The sequence below is a fragment of the Alkalihalobacillus sp. R86527 genome (assembly GCF_042466185.1).
Classification (GTDB): Bacteria; Bacillota; Bacilli; order Bacillales; family Guptibacillaceae; genus Guptibacillus.
In genome coordinates this window covers 1566980-1586516 of record NZ_JAXHBW010000001.1, presented here as the reverse complement: position 1 = coordinate 1586516, position 19537 = coordinate 1566980, and the positions used below count along the sequence as shown (strand labels likewise).

The following is a 19537-nucleotide window of genomic DNA, read 5'->3' as shown; positions in this document are numbered from 1 at the left end:
TTCTCAACTTTGAATAAAAAGTTCGAGTTGACTAAAACTAAGGACTCACAAGTAATCGTAAAGGAGTTAAGTTTAATGAATAAACGGTTAATCGATTGGTCTACGTTTATCGGAGCTTTATTCTTACTGTTATTAGTAACCGTTCCACTCGTTCTATTCCCTGAAGCAGGGAAAGAGGTTGTTGATAAAGCAAATACATTTATCACCACAAGATTCGGTGTTCTCTATTTGCTTGTTGGACTGGGAATATTTTTATTTCTGATTTATGTGGCTTTCAGTGAGAATGGGCGTGTGAGACTCGGTGACGAAGATGAACGCCCAGAATTTAATAACTTCTCATGGGCCGGAATGCTATTTTGCGCCGGTATTGGATCAAGTATTCTTTATTGGGGAACCATTGAATGGGCTTATTATTTCCAAGGGCCCCCATTCGGACTAGAGCCCGGGACAAAAGATGCGATTCTATGGGCTAGTACATACGGCATCTTTCACTGGGGACCAATCGCTTGGGCAATTTATACATTACCAGCTCTACCGATCGCCTATTTTTACTATGTAAGGAAAAAACCGGTTTTGAAGATTAGTGAAGCAACGAGGCCACTGATCGGAAAACTTGCTGACGGACCGCTAGGCACAATCATTGATGTTCTGTTTATGTTTGGATTATTAGGTGGTGCCGGTACAACGCTCGCGCTTGGTACGCCGATGATCGCTGAAGGAATCAACATGTTAACAGGGTTACCTGTTAACATGATCTTGAAAACAATGATCCTCGTTCTAGTTACGGCGATCTTTGCAGTGAGCGCATATTCAGGACTTAGAAAAGGGATTAAGGTCCTTTCAGACTTAAATTTAATCCTGGCTATATTTCTCCTTCTCTTTGTCCTCATCTTTGGACCTACCAGATTTCTTGTCGAAACGACTACAAATAGTATCGGCCTTTTGATGGATAATTTCTTCCACATGAGCACGTGGACAGAACCATATAATACTCTCGGTCCATACGAAAAAACCGGTTTCCCTGAGAGTTGGACGGTCTTCTATTGGGCATGGTGGCTCGTATACGCGCCGTTCGTTGGTCTCTTTGTAGCGAAGATTTCAAGAGGACGCTCAATTAAACAAATGATTCTTGGAACCATTTCTTATGGCTCATTCGGAAGTTTGTTGTTCTTCGGTATTCTCGGTAACTACGGACTTCATATGCAACTAACGGGTAAGTTTGATGTTATAGGCGTATTGAATGATAAAGGGGCTCCAAGAGCAATCGTCGAAACCATTGCACAACTTCCTTTATCATGGTTGATGATTTTCGTTTTCACAGTGCTAGCAATAATCTTTCTTGCAACAACATTTGATTCGAGCTCTTATATTCTCGCATCAGTTGTTCAGAAAGAAGTGAAAGACGAACCAATTCGTTGGAACAGACTTTTTTGGGCATTTGCTTTATGCTTAATGCCGCTAACGCTCATGTTCATAGGAGGCCTAGGCACCCTTCAAACTGCAAGTATAGTTGGAGGCTTCCCGCTACTCTTCATCATGATTATGCTCGCCTGGTCCTTTATGAGAGCATCTTCTGAAGATATTAGAGCGTCTGAACACTACGAGCCTAAAGTGTATTCATTAAATTACAAAAAGATTTTGCAGACAATTAAGAGAAGAAAAAAGAATGATCGTAAACAAAAAGGGCCTGTAGACGCGCATCTTGAAGAGAAAGATAATAACGACAACAAAACAGAGTAACGTTATTTCAGCGCAACATAAGAAAAAGCTTATTGACACTCTATCTTGTTCATGATAAAAATTGTATAACTAACTACACATGAAACTGCTTTGAAGGAAACTAAGTAGCCTCCCTTTCCCTGTTAAAGAGAGCCGATGGCTGGTGAGAATCGGTGCAAAAAGGACTGGTGAATTTCATTTCTGGAGCTTCTTTTGCTAGTGCAAAAGACGGTGAAGATCGTTACACATACAAAGTGGTGAGTGAATTCTCACAACCAGGGTGGTACCGCGATGCAATCGTCCCTACGGATTCCGTAGGGACGATTTTTTATTAGTATGTAAGTAAACTTCAACGGTCATGGATGAAAGGAGAAATAGTATGAGTCAAAAGGAACAATGGTCCTCAAGATTAGGCTTTATATTAGCCGCTGCAGGTTCTGCAATCGGGCTAGGCGCAATTTGGAAATTCCCTTACACAGCAGGACAAAATGGGGGTGGCGCATTCTTTCTTATTTTTATATTATTCACTTTAATACTTGGTTTACCGCTTCTACTCGCAGAGTTTTCGATCGGTCGTACAGCTCAAAATAACGCCGTAGATTCCTATAAGACCATTGCACCAAAATCAAAATGGTATCGCGTTGGTATTCTAGGGATGGTTACGTCCTTTATACTTCTATCTTTTTATAGTGTCGTAGGTGGCTGGATTATTGTTTACCTCTACAAGGCAGTTACTGGTCAAATGTACGGACTTTCCTCAGATGAATATATGGGCGTGTTTGGATCAACGATTGCAAATCCATTCATCAGTGTTGGTGTACAACTTCTCTTTATATTGATGACGATTCTTGTTGTATCCAGAGGGGTTGAAAAAGGGATTGAAAAGGCGAGTAAGATAATGATGCCTGCCCTTTTCATCCTGTTCATTATTTTAGTAATCAGAGCTATTACACTCGACGGAGCAATGGAAGGCATCACATTTCTACTGCAGCCAGATTTTTCAAAAGTTACATCACAAACGATTTTAGAAGCAATGGGGCAGTCGTTCTTTACCCTTAGCGTAGGTGTTTCTGTCATGGTAACGTACAGCTCGTATTTACCGAAAACGCAAAGTTTACCACGTTCAGCAATATCGATCGTCTCCCTAAATATTTTGATAGTCCTACTAGCAGGTCTAGCTATTTTCCCAGCCGTCTTTTCATTCGGTCTTGAACCAGGCGCAGGTCCTGTTCTGTTGTTTAATGTTTTACCAACGGTCTTCAGCCAGCTACCATTCGGCATGCTGTTTTTCATTGCATTTCTAGTACTATTCTTATTTGCAGCACTCACCTCTGCCTTTTCGATGCTTGAAATTATCGTATCCGTCATTTCTAAAGGAGATTTAGAAAGACGCAAGAAATGGGCGTGGATCATTGGACTTGCCATCTTTGTAGCAGGTGTTCCTTCCGCTCTCTCCTATGGTGTTTTAGCAGATATCACCTTATTTGAGAAGACCATCTTCGATCTTGCAGATTATACAGTCAGTAACATTTTGCTTCCACTTGGCTCGTTATTAATTGCGATTTTTGTTCCACTTAAAATGAAGAAGACCGCTTTGTACGAAGAATTACAGCGCGGCGGCGGACTGAAAAAAGGCTTGTTTGAAACATGGTATTTCCTTATCCGCTTTGGAGCACCACTTTTAATCATTGCCGTCATGCTAGATGCATTAGGCGTAATTTAACAAAAACCTCACCAGAAATGGTGAGGTTTTTGTTTAGTTAGCATCCTCATCAGCGTCACTTTCAGCTGGTGATGAAGGCTTAGGTTTATCTTTCAAATCGAAATACGCATCTAAAAGTTGTCTTCCAATTCGCTGGTTAACATGGTTTCCATCATCGTTCATATTTGGAACGATTACTGAAATCGCTATTTCTGGATTATCGTAAGGCGCAAAACCTACGAAAGATAAGTTATACCGGTCATCTTTCACCTGTGCTGTTCCAGTCTTCCCAGCATGTGAATAATCCGCTCCAATAAATTCATCCTCTGCAGTTCCTCTGCTACCATTTGTTACACGCCAGAGTCCATTTCGCACACGATCGATATCACTATTACTCATCTGGAGCGTATTCAACACATTCGTATCAAATTGCTCGACTAAGATATTTGAGAGTCCATTCACGTTTGAAGGTTCATGCACTTCTTTTAAGAAGTGTGGCTGAAGTCGCTTTCCTCCATTCGCAATGGTTGAAACGTATTGAGCCATCTGCAGTGGCGTGTAAGTATCAAACTGGCCGATCATCAAATCCATCAGTTTACCAAGAACATCATATCCACCATTAATTCCAGCTGTTTCGATCGGCATATCGATTCCAGTTTTCTTTCCAAGTCCAAATTGATTAAAGTTGTACCTAATCGTGTCATAAGCATTTCGATTCCATGGAATCCCTCTTGTATTCGGCTGATAATCGTAACCCGCTATCATCATCGCAATGCGGAACATGTACACGTTGGAAGAACGTTCCAAAGCGGTTAAGTCATTGATCGAAAACATTTTCGTATATGAAGCTTTAGGCTCGGTTTGCGGAATAAGAATCGGGGTATCGTACAAAACAGTTCCATGACCGATAACCCCGGTCTCATAACCTGTTAAAACCGATGCCCCTTTGACAGCCGAACCCATCTCGTAAGCTTCTGAGAGAGTACCATATGAGTACTCGATATACTCATTTTCACTCGAATCGTATTTCGTTCCACCGAATGCTAATATGTCACCCGTCATTGGATCCATCGCAATCGCATACGCACGATCTGCGTGAGGATTACCTCTCGCTCTTGCATCCCTTAGCTGATTTGCAAGGATAGAATCTAGCTTTTTCTGCAAATCGATATCAACCGTGAGTACAAGGTCATTTCCTCGTTTCCCAGGTGTTACAATTGGTTCTCCCATCGGTTTACCTGATTTATCGGTAATATATTTCTTCTTTGCTTTTTGACCTTTCAGAAGTTCTTCATATTCCTTCTCAAGATAACTGACTCCTACAAGGTCGTTATGGTCATAGCCTCTCATTTTGTATTTATCGATTTGCTCTTCTGGGATTTGACCGAGATTTCCAAACATTGTTTCAAGCGTATTTCCATATGGATAAACCCGTTCAGCGTCTGCCTGAATGTCAACTCCAGGTAGAATATCTAAATGTTCACTTACCTTCGCAATCTCTTCTCTTGTAAGACCTTTTTTAATGGATTGAGACGATAGCGCGTAACCCGTGTCCATTTGTCGCTTGATCGCTGCTACCTTCATTTCTTCAGCATCATCAGAGATCTCCTTCAAATCATCTTCTTTAATGCGGTCAATCTGTAGCTGGTAAGCAGCTTTAGGCTTAAGTTCACTCCATTCTTTGTCAGAAAGCTTTGCCTTTGCTTTCTCAGGCTTCGTCAAGATCCAGTAATCTTTCAGATCTCGTTCAGTCACTTTGTCTGTGTCGACATCGATGAAGGTCGCTAATTTTCTCGCTACCTCAAGTCTTTCCTTGGATTTCGTGTTTTGAGTTCTTATATATGTAAGGGTAAACGTTGGCTCATTATCCACCAGAACTCTTCCGTAGCGATCAAACATCTTTCCTCTCGGTGCAGATGACTTTGCCGTCACGTTTTCAGTTTGTTCCGTCAGTCGTTCAAAATCCTCACCTTGAACAATTTGGATCACGCCGAGTCGTAGGACTAGCGCAGAAAACAATAAAAAAACACAGAGGAAAAGTATATTTAATCGAAAAGGCACATGAGACTTCTTTATGTTCTTTTTTATCAATTCGTGCCTCTCCCTTCTATTTTTTCCTTATCTTCCCAATCATTTTAACATATCATGATCGGACAATGTTTTATTAAGTTTGAATTATATAATTTTTTTATGACGATTAAATTGATCTGAAAATAAAATGAGAGGCACCGAGAAAACCGGACCTCTCATAAGAAGCTCATCCTATAAAATTGGTGAAAGTAACCTCGATATAGATTCCTTGAATCTAATCCAAGTTGAGCGATTGTGATACCCCGCTTGTGTTAACTCATCACTTTTTTCCATATCGTCTACAAACGTTTTTTCAAGTTTTTTTGCAATATCTTCGTTATATATAAATGCATTAACTTCAAAATTCAGCTTGAAACTTCTTACATCGATGTTCGCTGTGCCAACGGATGAAATCTCACCATCTACTGAAATCGTTTTTGCATGAATAAAACCGTTTTGATAAATATAGATGCGTGCTCCTGCTTTTAACAGTTCACCTACATAAGAGTATGTAGCCCAGTAAACAAACATATGATCAGGTTTGTTCGGGATCATCAGCCTTACATCAACACCGCTTAAGGAAGCAATCCGAAGCGCATCGAGCAAACTCTCATCTGGAATAAAGTATGGAGTTTGTATATACACCGTTCGTTTGGCTGATGAGATTAGCTTAATATAACCGTTTTTGATTTGCTCCCATTCTGAGTCAGGTCCACAGCTAACAATTTGAACCCCAGCGTGACCCACCGTCGGAAGAACTGGAAAGTAATGTGCCTCGTACCCGATCTTATTTCGAGCAGCATGATTCCAATCGAGCAGAAACCTTGTTTGCATCGCAAGTGTTGCACTACCTTCCATCCTGAGATGAGTATCCCTCCAATACCCAAACTTCTTATTGAGACCGAGATATTCATCCCCAACGTTAAATCCACCTACATAACCGACACGACCATCAATAATAACGAGTTTTCTATGATTGCGATAATTTAATCGTGTATTCACGTACGGAATCCGAGATGGAAAGAACACTACAACCTCTCCACCAGCTTCAATCAATTCTCTGAAAAAGCGCTTTCTGGTTTTTCGCGAGCCCATTTCATCATAAAGGACTCTCACCTCAACTCCTTCACGTGCTTTTTCAGATAGTTTTTGAACAATCTTTCTACCAAGATTATCTTTTTGGAAAATATAATATTGAAAATGAATATGATCTTTCGCATTCTCAATATCTTGTAAGACAGCTTCAAACTTTTCCTTGCCGTCTGTATATATCGTAATATCGTTATCTTGTGTAAGAACAGCATCATCGTTCACAAGATGCATATAAATAATATCCTTATGTCTAGCAATTTCTTCGTTTCGAAAAGGGTAGATGCCCTCTTTAATCTCGCTAACCTGCTCTTGAATAAGGTCCTCGATTCCTACTTTTTTAATGTTCTCCCAATCAAAGAGCCTCCTTCTACTTAGGTTTTGACCGAAAATCAAGTACATAATAAATCCAAGAAGAGGAATAAAAAGCAGCACCATTAACCAAGCCCACGTTGCGCCTGCATCTTTTCGTTCGAGAAAAATGACGACGGCTGCTAACATTAAGTTAAGAACAAACAAAATTCCAAGTAAAATAGACATAATATCCATACCGGTATCTCCTTTAAACAACCACTAGACGAGTGTAACAATTGGAAACATCATCTTTTAAGTTTACATGAATTCCCTGCGTATTTTAAGACATAAAATGATTACTAAAATAAAAAGGCAGATATAAGGAAGAACACTTATGTTATCTCTCAAAAAAACCAGCCAAACAACAGCTGGTATAGAAACGTATTCCCTTCAGAAACCTTATTCAACCTCATATCCCTTTCTCTGTATCAAAGAAGTTAGCTCGTTGAGCGACACCTTATTTTCATCATACGTAATAACGGCTTTCTCTTCAGCAAGGTATATCTCAACTGCAAACACTCCTGTAAGCTCGAGCAGTGCACTCCGAAATGTAGAATGACACTGGTAGCTCGTCATCCCTTTAATGGCAATCCTCGTTTCCTCCACCATTTCACACCTCTCTTCAGCGCCACACATTCTTTCAATCAGTATGCCCATGTGTCTATCAAAAGAACAGTTCTTCAACGCCCTCAAGAAAAAGGTACGCCTACCTCAGTAATTGCTTGATCGTAAATGGCAGCATATCAAGTAATGTGCCAAACGAATACGTTAATTCTAGTCTCTCTGTCCATTTATGAGCATCTTTTCCTTTTGGGCCGAGGTTCATTACTGGCACTTTTAATTGTTCAAGTGCTTCCAAAGGGAGGTTGTATGATTGTCCAAACAACGGCATATTGTCACTGAGTGGTTTAATCGTCTCTTTTGTTCGTTCAAGACCAACGAAACTAAGATCAGATAGTCCCGGGAAATAGTGTTGGTGCTTTAACGTCACCCCGTGTTGCTTTTGACTATATGAGATAACCTCTTTGATCGTTTCCTGTATAAACGTATCCTTCCGCGAAGAAACAGCAGGATAGAACGGTGGATTATAGAAAAGAACGATCATCGGACCGTCTTCCTTACAAAGAGATGCGAGGTCAAACACCATCCTCGTTGATAAATCTCGATCACCAAGATCTTTGTAATTTGCCATAATATAGTCTTGTCGCCTCTTAATCTCCGGCTCTCCAAACAATTCTACTGCCCTCTTCAACAATTGATGATAAGAAAGAACCCGCACATGAAAGGGTTCAGGTTTAAACGACTGAAGTTTTGAGAATGCTTTCGCACGTTCAATATAGTGTTCTTCGATTCGCTTAGCCGCTTTTTCAACAGATTTAAATAGTTTATTTGTCATCTCTTCTATACTGCTTTCCATTCCAAGCACGTTAAAAAGAGTGACACCAACATGGGGGATTTGTACAGAGTATTCTTCTTTCAAATCTTTCTGCATTAAATTCGTTGGAGGTGGCGTCACCTCACCCTCCACAATCTCACAAAAGTCCTGGTTAAGTTCTAACTCTCTTGTGACTTCTGCTGCCATGTAGTTTGCATTCAAACCAGAGAAAGGTTCACCAACATGAGTTTCTCGACCATAGCAGAAGAACCCAGGTAGCAATTTTCCTATCGAACCTGAATAGACGTACATATTTTGATCGCCCGGATACTTAGTAAACACCGGTTCTGAATTTAAGCATGCCGTATATTCTAAATCATATTGTTTTGCAAGTTCCACAAGGATAGGAACAGCCTCAATCATTCCGATTGAATTTGCCTCTTCATCTGGAACAGTAAGGAAAAGAACATTCCCATCAAATTCCGAAAGAGCGGCTTTCTCAAGCATACTCATTTGAAGAGCAAGACCTGATTTCATATCCATAACGCCTCGTCCAAACAGCCATTCACCATGGTCTAAATCGGTTTGGACATCCAGTGGCAATTTATCGCTATTCTTATAAAACTCTTCTGTTAAATCATAAGGGCTGAAGGCAAGGTTTTTCCATTGTCCGTAGTCTTCTACGTCAACAACATCGAAATGACTGATCAAGATGACTGTCTTCTTCGATGTGCCATTCTTCACGAGGCCTGTAACAAAAAAACGACCATCACTTGTAGGGTGAAGAGCAAGCTGATCGGGATGTTTTTTGAAGTACGTTAGATCCTGTAGCTGCAAATGAATATACTCTGCAAGAGCGATTTCAGGATAAGATCCGGTGACGCTTTGATGGTCGACTAGTCTCGTTAATAAATACAATAGCGTCTCTTTTGTCTGCCATTTCCCCATTAGAATGCCCTCCTTCTTCTCTCTAGCTTTTGCAAATGAAACCCGTTTTTGGTAGGTTAAATGAGAATCGAAAGACTTTTTAAAACATTTTAACTGTATATAATATTTTATACATACTGATCCTGAAAAGACCAGCAAGAATGGAGGAAAACATGACTATTATCTTTGCACACCGAGGCGCAAGCAAACAATGTCCAGAAAATACAATGAGTGCTTTCAAACGGGCTGTAGAACTTGGTGCTGAAGGAATTGAATTGGATATTCAGCTATCGAGTGACCAGATACCAGTTGTCATTCATGATCGAACATTGAAGCGTACAGCTTCCGGGAGAGGAATTGTTACAGAAACAACTTTCTCTGACTTGAGAAAGCATGATGCAGGAAGCTGGTTTTCCCCATCTTTCAAAGGAGAAATGATTCCTTCACTTGAAGAAGTGCTAACCTGGGCGAATCAATATTCTAACCTATGGTTAAACATAGAACTGAAATATTATAGTGACACAAATAAAATATTAGTCGAGAAAAGTATTCCACTTATAAAGAAACATCGTTCAGAAAAAAACACAGTCATTTCAAGTTTTGAACACAACAGACTCGTAGATGTTCATAAGCTTTGGTCAAAAGTAGAAACGGCTCCAATCTATAAGGCATCTTTACACGAACCGTGGGATTATGCGAAAAATTTTAAAGCAAAAGCGATTCATCCACAGTATAAAACGGTTAATCGCTCACTCACGAAAACTGCCCAGTTACATGGAATAAATGTTAGACCTTACACAGTAAATGATGAGCGTCTCATCAAACAGTTTATAGAATGGAATGCAGACGGAATCATAACGGATGTACCCGACTTAGCTCTCAAAATTATGAAAAATGAGCACATTCCTCAAGAAAAGCGCTCATGGTTAAAGAAGATTTGGCAATTTATCAAAAAGTAAGCTTCAAACCTGTCTTTAAGATAGATACACGTTATGCTTGAAAATACTATAAAAACATAAGGAGAGAAGATGAAGATGACAGCAGCACTTTTCACCCCCCATACGATTAAGAATGTCACATTCCCTAATAGAATTGTAATGAGTCCTATGTGTATGTATTCCTGTGAAGCAAGGGATGGGAAAGCTACTCGTTTTCATTACACACATTATACGTCACGAGCTGTTGGAAAGGTGGGCCTCATCTTCACTGAAGCAGCTGCAATTACAATGCAGGGACGTATATCACCAGAAGATTTAGGGATTTGGAGCGATGATCATATCGAAGGGTTAAGCAATATTGTTAACCTTTCACAAGAGCAAGGAGCCAAGGTAGGCATCCAGCTTGCCCATGCAGGTAGAAAAGCGAAGGTGGATGGACCTATCCTTGCTCCATCACCCCTACCATTCGACGATAAGATGAAAACACCTGAAGAAATGACAAAAGACCACATTCATGATACGATCACCGCATTTCGAGAGGGAGCTAGACGAGCAAAAGAAGCAGGATTCGATGTAATTGAACTACACGCCGCTCACGGCTATTTAATTAATGAATTCTTATCACCGCTTACCAATAAACGTGATGATAAGTACGGAGGTTCGCGAGAGAACCGGTATAATTTCCTAAAGGAAACAATCGAGTCAGTGAAAGAAGTGTGGGATGGTCCGTTGTTTGTTAGAGTTTCTGCAGATGAGTATCACGAAGAAGGTAACACAATCGACGATTTTATTTATTTCGCTTCGGAAATGAAGAATCAAGGTGTTAATCTTATCGACTGTAGTACTGGTGGAGTTATTCCAGCGAAAATCGATGCTTATCCGGGCTATCAGGTTACCCACGCAGAACGAATCCGTGGCGAGGCTAACATTGCCACTGGCGCAGTAGGATTAATTACTCATCCTCTTCAAGCTGAAGAAATCATTCAGAACGAACGTGCAGATCTTGTTTTCCTAGCAAGAGAGCTACTCCGTAATCCATACTGGCCAAGAACTGCTGCTGTAGAGCTTGGAGCTGAACTTAAAGCTCCTAAGCAATATGAACGCGGTTGGAATTAAACCTTTATATCAGTATCATTCATAAAAAACCTACTCCTATAGCGTCACTAGGCAGTAGGTTTTTCTATTTAATACCCAATTAATTAATTCACCTCAGCTAGAGTGCTGGGGGATGTATACTGTAATATGATCGCTAACAATCTGAGTGTTAGGAAAGACCCCCTTCGCTTCTTCTAACATACGATCAAGATCTTCTTCTTGATAACGTGAACTAATGTGGGTAAGCGCGAGCACTTTTACATCAGCATCACGTGCAATGCTTGCTGCTTCTACTGTTGTTGAATGAAAATATTCATAAGCTAGTGTTTCTTTGTCTTTTGAAAACGTCGCTTCATGGACGAGTAAATCTGCTCCTTGTGCTAACGAGACGGTTTTCTTACTGTACCGAGTATCTCCGCATATTACGAGACAACGCCCACGTATCACTGGTCCCGTAACCTCGTCAGCTGCTATGATTTTTCCATTATGCTCTATTTCCCCGCCTGTTTTTAGTATTCTATATAACGGACCTGGTTTCACACCGAGTTTCTTAAGCTTATTAGCATCAAGACGCCCCGGCTTATTCTCTTCCTTAATTCTATATCCAAAACTCATTATCCCATGCTCAAGTAAAGCGACCTCAACCTTATAGTCACCAAGATGAATAACCTTGTCTTTATTAATTTCAACGATATGAAGAGAATAACGCAAGGACGTTCCGCTTACTTTCAAGGAGGATTCAATAAACTCTTTTAAACCAACGGGGCCATAGATGGTTAAATCAGATTCCCCACTTTGAAAAGAACGGCTACCAAGCAACCCCGGTAAACCAAAAATGTGATCACCATGTAAATGGGTAATAAAAATCTTTGTTATTTTGCTTAAAGTGATGGTTGACGATAGAATTTGGTGCTGTGTAGCTTCACCACAATCGAAAAGCCAGATTTCACCGCTATCAAGGCGTAATGCGGATGAGCTAACGTTCCTCTTTGTTGATGGTACTCCTGCACCGGTCCCTAAAAACGTAAGATCCACTGCATTCCCTCCTTTCAGATACCGTTTGTCGCAAATAACGTCCACATCCTTTAAACTAGATAGTATACAACTTTCTTAGGAGCTACTCTCATGCATACAAACAAACGGTTTATTACCACAATTTTCATTGCTCATCTCTTGCTATTCTTAAGTTTCTATCTATTCTCAAACGTCTTCTGGCCACTCTTTACAATGTCTTTACTTCTTTTAATCATGTTATCTTACCAATCGGCGTCATGGAAAAAAATCACCTTCATTCAATTATTGATAGGTGTTGGGAGTGGACTGCTTCTATACTTGTTATTTTTTAGTGGGAAGCAACTTATGCTTCTCCTATTTCCTGAGATGATAACAAGCTTACAAACTTTATATGAATTAATCTCTCCAAAAGAAAAATGGCATTATGTTAGCCTGATTCTTATTATTATCCCAGGCGAAGAGTTATTTTGGCGAGGGTTCATCCAAGGACGTTTGGAAAAAGCAAATATTTCTAACGCAGTCCTTTTGGCTACAGTTCTTTATACGAGTGTACATATATATGCTGGTGCCATACTGTTATTAGTCGCTGCACTACTTGCAGGTTTCACATGGGGCTACATCTATAGACGTACAAATACAATGACGGTTCCGATTTTATCTCACCTTGTATTCGACTTAATGCTGTTGGTTTTCTTTCCTCTTCTTTGATCGTTTCATCTCTTGCAAAAAGATCTTCACGCAAGCTTTATACTGAAGGACCTCCTCTTCAGTGATACTTTTGTTTGCATACCGTATTTTTTCATACACGCTAACCATGTGGTTTTTCTCGTCAGAATATCCTGGTAGCCGCACATACCATTCAGACAATGTTTCACTTTTTTCTCGTTGGTAGCCATACTTTATAGCTTTAATCTCCAACTGATAGGTTAATTTTCTGATCACATTCGCTGGTGGTTTGCTTTTTATTCTGGTGTTCGTTTCAACACCATTTGTAGACGCCTCACTGATTGTATAAGTGACTCCCCTTGGGTTAAAGTCTGAAAAAACCAACCTTTTTCTCACGATAACAATGGCTAGAATAACGATTATCACAGTTACTAACAAATAAAGAAAAGGTTCATAATTGAAAGTTGACGTTGCATGATTCTGATCGATCAGATCGGTTTTGATAGGTTCTCCGTTCGTTGCATCTCGAAAGGAATCTAAGTCTTCATCACCTGAATTAAACGTAAGCAGTAACGTTAGCCAATAAACAGGTAAACCTATCACATAGCTTACACCGCCAATAACTGTAGAGATTCCTTTGAGTATGAATGGCCTTAAGGTCAAGAACATAAATCCGCCGCTTACCACGAAAACGAATAAAAGCATGATTGTACTCACGGCCCATAAAGCACTTTTTCCCGTTGGTCCTTCATTTCTCAATTGCTTAGATGTTCTACTACATAATAAGAAAAGAAATTGAATAGAGGGGATTATGTAAACGAAAGACTTTAGCTCACTAGCGGGAGCGACCAAATAATAAGCCACAGCTCCTATAAAACATAGGAAAACCGAGGAAATATTCGACACCCTATCAGGCTCTTTCAAATTTAAATAGATTGTCCAACTCATTGCGAATGTTACCAGAAGGGATTGCCATAATGGTAAGCCACTTATCCATCCGACAATGATTAAGGGCATCATTCCCATTAATAGCTTCATACCCGATAATTCTTTAAATTTAGTTGACCTAGACCAAAGGATTGCCAGCATTCCTATCCCAGCGAGTGTCATCGCGGTGAAAGGAATAATGGGCGGATAAGCATCATCAAACAAATACACGTACATAAATAAAAGATAAACCAACATGATTTCTGATAAATAATTGAATAGTTGAGATCCTATCATATGCTTTCTCAAATGCCTTCCCCCTTTACTAGCTTTCTAAGAAATGCGCCATTTTCTGAAGTTACCACTTCAAAACATGTGCTCCCTTTCTTTTCGAGCTCGTTATATAAAGAGGACTCAGCTTGATGTACACTGTTTTCACCCACTCTTACGATAACTGATTCTCTCTTATACAAATTCTGTTTAAGCATGGCTTCCATACGGAAATGGGAAACGACAGGCATGCTACTGTCAATCCGAGAAAGTAACTCCAATGCTTTACTAAGATGCACTCTTCCCTCTCCAGATTGAAGTATCATATAAGGAGACGGACCTCCCGGATCTAAATTAATATGTATTTCAAAAGCATAGCCCAATTTGGTTGCTTTTTCACATAGGAAAGCTAACTGGCTGATGTAGGTTTCGAGGTGTTGCGATACTTGAGCTGGCATATTATAACGTTTTACTGATACATCTAAAATAAATATCCATTTCATCTCGATTGAACGCTCATACAGCTTCGTTTTTAATTCTGAAGTCTTAGCGGATGCTTTCCAATGTATACGGTTAAAAGAATCAGAACTGACATACTCTCTTGCTCCAGCAGGAGCAGATAAATTTTCATATAACGAATAATCTGCCGTTGCCATACCAGATTTTATAATCGATGACTGCTTTCTGTCCTTCACTTCGATCAACTGTGGAAAGATTAGAACTTCACTAGCTTTATAATCATTCAACTTGCAATTTGTTGATCCAAAACCAAATAGATCTTCTACCACCATTTCAATACGACTCACTTTCGTCGCACCTCTATGTCTTGCATGTATAGGTACAGTGAGCGTTTTGGTTTCTCTTGATGAAAGTGAGAGCGGAATGCTGTAAGTGATTAAATGAAAAGATTCTTCAAATCGATTGTTCGTTTCTGCTACGGCATTTGAATTCAGCGAAAATCGAAATTCCGCATTCCATATGGGAAGCTTCCCTGTATTTACTATATTGAAAGTTAGTTTAGAGCTCTCGCCTTGAAAAAGTTTAAGCGTTGCTTGCTCATTTTGCACCTGTACCGAAGTTGAAACTTTTTTCAAATACAATTTGGTAAACTTATCAATTAAGATGAATGAAATAGAAATTAACAACAGTGGTATATTTTGCATATATAACCCTATTAATACTACTATCCAACTTAGAGCTGATGTCGTTTGCAAAAGATAGGATAAAGTCATACGGTCATTTCTATTCATTACATATTCATTCCACTTTGATTCACTTCAACAGGGACATCGATTTCTTTCAGAATAGCTTCTAAAGCTTCCATTTTCGTCATTCTCATCGAACTTTCTAAAGATAATACAAGACGGTGACTTAATACAAAAGGAGCTACGAATTGTAGGTCTTCAGGAACAACAAAACTTCTTCCCTCTATAAATGCTTTTCCCTTTGCGGCGTTCATAAATGCTAACGTCCCTCGAGGGCTCACTCCTACATCAATAACTTCAGAATTTCGAGTTGCTTGAACGATTGAAAGTAAATAGTTTTCTAGGATATCTTCTAGATGCACATCGTTAACTTGTCGTTGTAATTCTATAATTTCTTCGGGAGTAAAGACAGCACTAAGGTCGTCAATAGGAATACCTTTCTTCATCAAAGAAAGCATTTTCTTTTCTTCATTAAATGTAGGGTATCCGCTCTTCATTTGCATAAAAAAACGGTCCATTTGTGCTTCAGGTAATCGAAATGTCCCTTGAGATTCAAGATTGTTTTGGGTTGCAATAACAATAAAAGGCTTAGGCAGTTGTAAAGTCTTTCCTTCTATTGTGACTTGATTTTCTTCCATTACTTCTAGCAAACTTGATTGCGTCCGTGGTGTTGCACGGTTAATTTCATCAGCTAATAACACATTTGTCATAACTGGGCCAGGACGCATTTCAAATTCTTGATCTCTAGGGTTGAAGAATTCAATGCCGGTTACATCACTCGGAAGGACGTCAGGCGTAAATTGTATCCTTCTAAAATCACCACCAAGCAGCACTGCAATGGACTTTGCCAGAAGTGTTTTTCCTGTACCAGGTACATCTTCAAGGAGAATATTTCCATTATTTAATAATGAAATCATCACTAGTTCGACAAGCTCTTCTTTTCCAACAAGGACTTTCTTAATTTCGTTTTGTACATGCTCCATTTTCAAGGAAATCGACATTAGAATAGCTCCTTCTCACCAAGTTCTATTTCTTATTCTTATAGTTCCAAAGAAAATCACGATCCAGACTTGTTCCTCTCCGTTTCTCATCACGCAGTTTATGACTTCCATCTTTGTGTAATTGATTGCCCTTAAGTAATGAACCTTCGCCGAATTTCTTGCGAATCGTACCGATCGTGTCATGAAGGTCTGCACGCTTAGAATCTTTCTCAAATGAAAACAAGTCGAGTTGTACTGTAGCTTCGTCACGGTCAACAAGCTGTTGACCAGTTATTCCAAGTAAACGGATCGGTTGACCAGTCCAATTCTTCGTAAATAAGTATTTCGCAGCCTCTAAAATGTCAGCGGATTTAGAAATTGGGTTTTCTAATTTTCTACTTCTCGTAATCGTCGTTCGATCACTATATCGTATTGTTAACTGAACATTGAAACTCAGAACACCTTTTTGCTCCATTCGTTTCGCAACTGAGTCAGAAAGATTCGTGAGCGCTGTAAATACTCTTTGACGATCGACTAGGTCTTCAGGAAAAGTTGAAGAATTACCAACGCTCTTAAAATCATCGATTGCATCCGGGTCGACCGGGCGATCATCACTTCCATTTGCACGGGCGTGCAACCTTTTTCCATTAATACCAAGCTTTAATTCAAGTTGCACGGGATTCGCTTTTGCAAGGTCACCTATAGTCTTAATGTTCAACTCATTTAGTTTCTCTTTTGTTTTCTTTCCAACACCATGCATTTCTCCAACATCAAGTGGCCAAAGAAGCTCATCGATCTGTCTTTTACGAAGAATTGTGATACCTAGTGGTTTCTTCATGTCAGATGCCATCTTTGCTAGAAACTTATTAGGAGCAATGCCGATGCTACATGGAATCCCAATTTCTTTGTATATACGCTTCTGAATTTCCTCTGCTATCGCAACCGGGTTCTTTTCGCGACAGTCATCAGTGACGTCTAAATATCCTTCATCGATTGATACTGGTTGTACGAGTGGCGTATACGATTCAAGAAGTTCAAAAATTTGCAGTGATGTTTTTCGGTAGAGTGGGAAGTTGGGTGGCATCACTAAGAGACCAGGGCAGTGCTTCTTTGCTTCCCAAAGGGGCATCGTCGTCTTCACACCCATTTTTCGAGCTTCATAACTACTTGTAACAACGATGCCTCTTCTTTCTTCAACATTGCCTGCAATCGCAAGTGGCTTTCCCCGAAGCTCCGGGTTTTGAGCCACTTCAACTGAAGCATAAAAGCTATTCATATCAACATGAAAAATTATTCTACCACCAGTCTGCCTGTTGATTTGACTCACTGACGCCAACCCCCTTCCTCTTTAGCACAACAGCTTTTTCAGCTATCATAGCTTCTCCACGTGCAAAAAAAGACAGGAAAAGGCTCCCGTCTTACAGCTCACGCTCTTTCTGCTTTTCGATCCAATTGACAAACTCGCTACCATGAAAGTGTTTGTTGAATTCAAGTTGAAATTGATATAAATCATCAAGAAATGCAGCATGATCTGCTGAACGCTCTCGGTATTCATCAATATATTCTCCAACCGAATAGGAATATTTACTACTTGCATCAATTTTCGTTAAACCTGCTTCTGTTAATCTAACATAAGAAATTCTTCGATCGCTAGCTTTCTTGTCTATCACGACATATCCTTTATCTTTCAAACGTTTTAACACTTGCATCACTGTGGAAACATCCCAAAGTCCAACTTCAGATATTCTTGTAATCGTTACCTCTGTCTCGGTATATACAATCCACATAACATGCTGTTCTGCCTGAGTAAGACCTATTTCCTTAGCGTTTTTCTGCCATTCATTTTCAAGTACTTTGTAGGTCCCGCGCATGTAGTTTAATAGTTTGTGAGTTCGAATAGAGTCCATGATTAACACCGCTTCCAATATATTGTTAAATTAGCACGAATATAGTTTAACATAATTTTACTTAAAATTTTCCAACTTACTATTAAAAAAGGTTGTCGAGACTCGCTCGACAACCTAGAAAATTACTGAAATGGATATGTCACTTCAATCTGAACTTAGTTATCCTTTTGCAACTTCTTTAATAATTGCAACGACTGCTTCAGATACTTTCATCAATTCTTGGACAGGCATACGCTCATTCGTCGTATGAATTTCTTCGTAGCCAACAGCAAGATTTACTGTAGGAATTCCATGTCCAGCGATGATATTTGCATCGCTTCCGCCACCGCTAGTTAATAATTCTGGTGTGCGATCGATTTGCTTCATTGCTTTTCTTGCAATTTCAACAACGTGATCTCCCTCACCAAATTTAAATCCAGGGTACATTACCTGAATATCTAGGTCGACTGATCCACCCATTTCTTTAGCAGTTGATTCGAACGCTTCCTTCATTTTCTCGACTTGCGCTTCCATCTTCTCTGGCACAAGGGAACGAGCTTCAGCTAACACTTCTACATGATCACAGACGATATTTGTTTGCGATCCACCCTCAAATCGACCAATGTTTGCTGTGGTTTCATCATCAAGACGTCCAAGTGGCATTTTTGCAATAGACTTAGCTGCAATCGTAATGGCAGAGACACCTTTTTCTGGTGCAACACCAGCATGCGCTGTTTTACCGTGAATAGTAGCTAGAATCTTCGCCTGTGTTGGAGCAGCTGTTATGATTTTACCAACTTCTCCATCACTATCTAGCGCGTATCCAAATTTCGCAATCAGTTTTTCTGGATCAAGTACTTTAGCACCCTGTAAACCAGATTCTTCTCCAACCGTAATAATAAATTGAATGGTACCGTGCTCAATGTTCTGCTCTTTTAAAACGCGAATCGCCTCAAACATAGCTGCAAGACCTGTTTTATCATCTGCTCCTAGAATTGTCGTACCATCAGTACGTACATAACCATCTTCTACAGTCGGTTTGACGCCTTTTCCTGGTACAACAGTATCCATATGAGAAGTGAAATAGATACAGTCCACATCAGTAGTACCCTTCAACGTACAAATAAGATTGCCAGCTTCGTGTTCTGTTTTATCAGCAGCATCGTCTTCTTCTACTTCTACACCAAGTGAAGTGAATTTTTCTTTTAAAATTGCCGCAATGCGCTTCTCGTTTTTAGTTTCTGAATCGATTTGTACAAGTTCTAAAAACTCATCAAGTAATCGTTGTTCATTAATCATGCTGCATGCCTCCTAGAATGT

General features: G+C 39.8%; 16 protein-coding genes and 1 other annotated feature. Of the genes, 5 read left to right on the top strand and 11 right to left on the bottom strand.

Annotated elements, in window-relative coordinates; translation table 11 throughout:
* Positions 1-75 precede the first annotated feature (75 nt).
* Together SJY16_RS08080 and SJY16_RS08075 are read left to right on the top strand one after the other, a co-directional pair.
* Entirely contained in the window at positions 76-1740 is a 1665-nt protein-coding gene (locus SJY16_RS08080) for a BCCT family transporter (RefSeq protein WP_377888623.1), read from the top strand.
* Between the two features lie 81 nt (positions 1741-1821).
* Positions 1822-2027: a binding site (T-box leader), on the top strand.
* Positions 2028-2098: 71 nt separating this feature from the next.
* A complete protein-coding gene (locus tag SJY16_RS08075; RefSeq protein ID WP_377888622.1) occupies positions 2099-3442 on the top strand; it encodes a sodium-dependent transporter in 1344 nt (447 codons plus the stop codon).
* 33 nt (positions 3443-3475) lie between these two features.
* Here SJY16_RS08075 and SJY16_RS08070 read toward each other — a convergent pair whose 3' ends face one another.
* The 4 genes from SJY16_RS08070 to SJY16_RS08055 form a co-directional block, all read right to left on the bottom strand.
* Positions 3476-5512, bottom strand: a complete 2037-nt coding sequence (locus tag SJY16_RS08070) for a peptidoglycan D,D-transpeptidase FtsI family protein (RefSeq protein WP_377888620.1) — start codon at positions 5510-5512, stop codon at positions 3476-3478.
* A 171-nt stretch (positions 5513-5683) separates the two neighbouring features.
* Positions 5684-7129: a cardiolipin synthase gene (gene cls / locus SJY16_RS08065; RefSeq protein WP_377888619.1), complete on the bottom strand. Its 1446-nt coding sequence runs from the start codon at positions 7127-7129 to the stop codon at positions 5684-5686.
* Between the two features lie 204 nt (positions 7130-7333).
* The gene (locus SJY16_RS08060) at positions 7334-7543 is read right to left on the bottom strand and encodes a heavy-metal-associated domain-containing protein (protein WP_377888618.1); all 210 of its coding nucleotides are present in this window, start codon (positions 7541-7543) and stop codon (positions 7334-7336) included.
* 97 nt (positions 7544-7640) lie between these two features.
* Positions 7641-9257 (bottom strand): M20/M25/M40 family metallo-hydrolase, encoded by a 1617-nt coding sequence (locus SJY16_RS08055; protein ID WP_377888617.1) that lies wholly within the window; start codon positions 9255-9257, stop codon positions 7641-7643.
* 152 nt (positions 9258-9409) lie between these two features.
* Here SJY16_RS08055 and SJY16_RS08050 point away from each other — a divergent pair, with 152 nt between their 5' ends.
* Positions 9410-10195, top strand: coding sequence for a glycerophosphodiester phosphodiesterase (locus tag SJY16_RS08050; protein ID WP_377888615.1), 786 nt, complete (start codon positions 9410-9412; stop codon positions 10193-10195).
* A gap of 75 nt (positions 10196-10270) precedes the next feature.
* Positions 10271-11290, top strand: a complete 1020-nt coding sequence (gene namA / locus SJY16_RS08045; protein WP_377892124.1) for an NADPH dehydrogenase NamA — start codon at positions 10271-10273, stop codon at positions 11288-11290.
* A gap of 93 nt (positions 11291-11383) precedes the next feature.
* Here the strand turns inward: namA and rnz are convergent, their stop codons facing one another.
* Positions 11384-12304: a ribonuclease Z gene (gene rnz, locus SJY16_RS08040; protein WP_377888614.1), complete on the bottom strand. Its 921-nt coding sequence runs from the start codon at positions 12302-12304 to the stop codon at positions 11384-11386.
* A 90-nt stretch (positions 12305-12394) separates the two neighbouring features.
* On the opposite strand from rnz, the gene SJY16_RS08035 reads away from it, so the two are divergent.
* The gene (locus SJY16_RS08035) at positions 12395-12991 is read left to right on the top strand and encodes a CPBP family intramembrane glutamic endopeptidase (RefSeq protein WP_377888613.1); all 597 of its coding nucleotides are present in this window, start codon (positions 12395-12397) and stop codon (positions 12989-12991) included.
* Here SJY16_RS08035 and SJY16_RS08030 read toward each other — a convergent pair.
* The 6 genes from SJY16_RS08030 to SJY16_RS08005 all read right to left on the bottom strand — a co-directional run bounded on the left by SJY16_RS08030 (position 12959) and on the right by SJY16_RS08005 (position 19516).
* Entirely contained in the window at positions 12959-14185 is a 1227-nt protein-coding gene (locus SJY16_RS08030; RefSeq protein WP_377888611.1) for a hypothetical protein, read from the bottom strand. The genes SJY16_RS08035 and SJY16_RS08030 overlap by 33 nt on opposite strands.
* On the bottom strand, positions 14182-15396 hold the full coding sequence (locus SJY16_RS08025; protein WP_377888610.1) for a DUF58 domain-containing protein: 1215 nt from the start codon (positions 15394-15396) through the stop codon (positions 14182-14184). The genes SJY16_RS08030 and SJY16_RS08025 overlap by 4 nt, the downstream gene beginning before the upstream one ends.
* A complete protein-coding gene (locus tag SJY16_RS08020) occupies positions 15396-16352 on the bottom strand; it encodes an AAA family ATPase (RefSeq protein WP_377888609.1) in 957 nt (318 codons plus the stop codon). The genes SJY16_RS08025 and SJY16_RS08020 overlap by 1 nt, the downstream gene beginning before the upstream one ends.
* A 25-nt stretch (positions 16353-16377) precedes the next feature.
* Complete coding sequence (locus SJY16_RS08015) at positions 16378-17658, bottom strand: DNA polymerase IV (RefSeq protein WP_377888608.1); 1281 nt, start codon at positions 17656-17658, stop codon at positions 16378-16380.
* Between the two features lie 91 nt (positions 17659-17749).
* Entirely contained in the window at positions 17750-18238 is a 489-nt protein-coding gene (locus SJY16_RS08010; RefSeq protein WP_377888606.1) for a MarR family winged helix-turn-helix transcriptional regulator, read from the bottom strand.
* A gap of 159 nt (positions 18239-18397) precedes the next feature.
* The gene (locus tag SJY16_RS08005; protein ID WP_377888605.1) at positions 18398-19516 is read right to left on the bottom strand and encodes a M20/M25/M40 family metallo-hydrolase; all 1119 of its coding nucleotides are present in this window, start codon (positions 19514-19516) and stop codon (positions 18398-18400) included.
* Positions 19517-19537: the final 21 nt, after the last annotated feature.

Bases quoted from the DNA above. Each gene is read 5' to 3' on its own strand.
- SJY16_RS08080 (WP_377888623.1), top strand. From the start codon at position 76: ATGAATAAACGGTTAATCGATTGGTCTACGTTTATCGGAGCTTTATTC.
- SJY16_RS08075 (WP_377888622.1), top strand. From the start codon at position 2,099: ATGAGTCAAAAGGAACAATGGTCCTCAAGATTAGGCTTTATATTAGCC.
- cls (WP_377888619.1), bottom strand. From the start codon at position 7,129: ATGGATATTATGTCTATTTTACTTGGAATTTTGTTTGTTCTTAACTTA.
- SJY16_RS08060 (WP_377888618.1), bottom strand. From the start codon at position 7,543: ATGGTGGAGGAAACGAGGATTGCCATTAAAGGGATGACGAGCTACCAG.
- SJY16_RS08055 (WP_377888617.1), bottom strand. From the start codon at position 9,257: ATGGGGAAATGGCAGACAAAAGAGACGCTATTGTATTTATTAACGAGA.
- SJY16_RS08050 (WP_377888615.1), top strand. From the start codon at position 9,410: ATGACTATTATCTTTGCACACCGAGGCGCAAGCAAACAATGTCCAGAA.
- namA (WP_377892124.1), top strand. From the start codon at position 10,271: ATGACAGCAGCACTTTTCACCCCCCATACGATTAAGAATGTCACATTC.
- SJY16_RS08035 (WP_377888613.1), top strand. From the start codon at position 12,395: ATGCATACAAACAAACGGTTTATTACCACAATTTTCATTGCTCATCTC.
- SJY16_RS08025 (WP_377888610.1), bottom strand. From the start codon at position 15,396: ATGAATAGAAATGACCGTATGACTTTATCCTATCTTTTGCAAACGACA.
- SJY16_RS08020 (WP_377888609.1), bottom strand. From the start codon at position 16,352: ATGTCGATTTCCTTGAAAATGGAGCATGTACAAAACGAAATTAAGAAA.
- SJY16_RS08010 (WP_377888606.1), bottom strand. From the start codon at position 18,238: ATGGACTCTATTCGAACTCACAAACTATTAAACTACATGCGCGGGACC.
- SJY16_RS08005 (WP_377888605.1), bottom strand. From the start codon at position 19,516: ATGATTAATGAACAACGATTACTTGATGAGTTTTTAGAACTTGTACAA.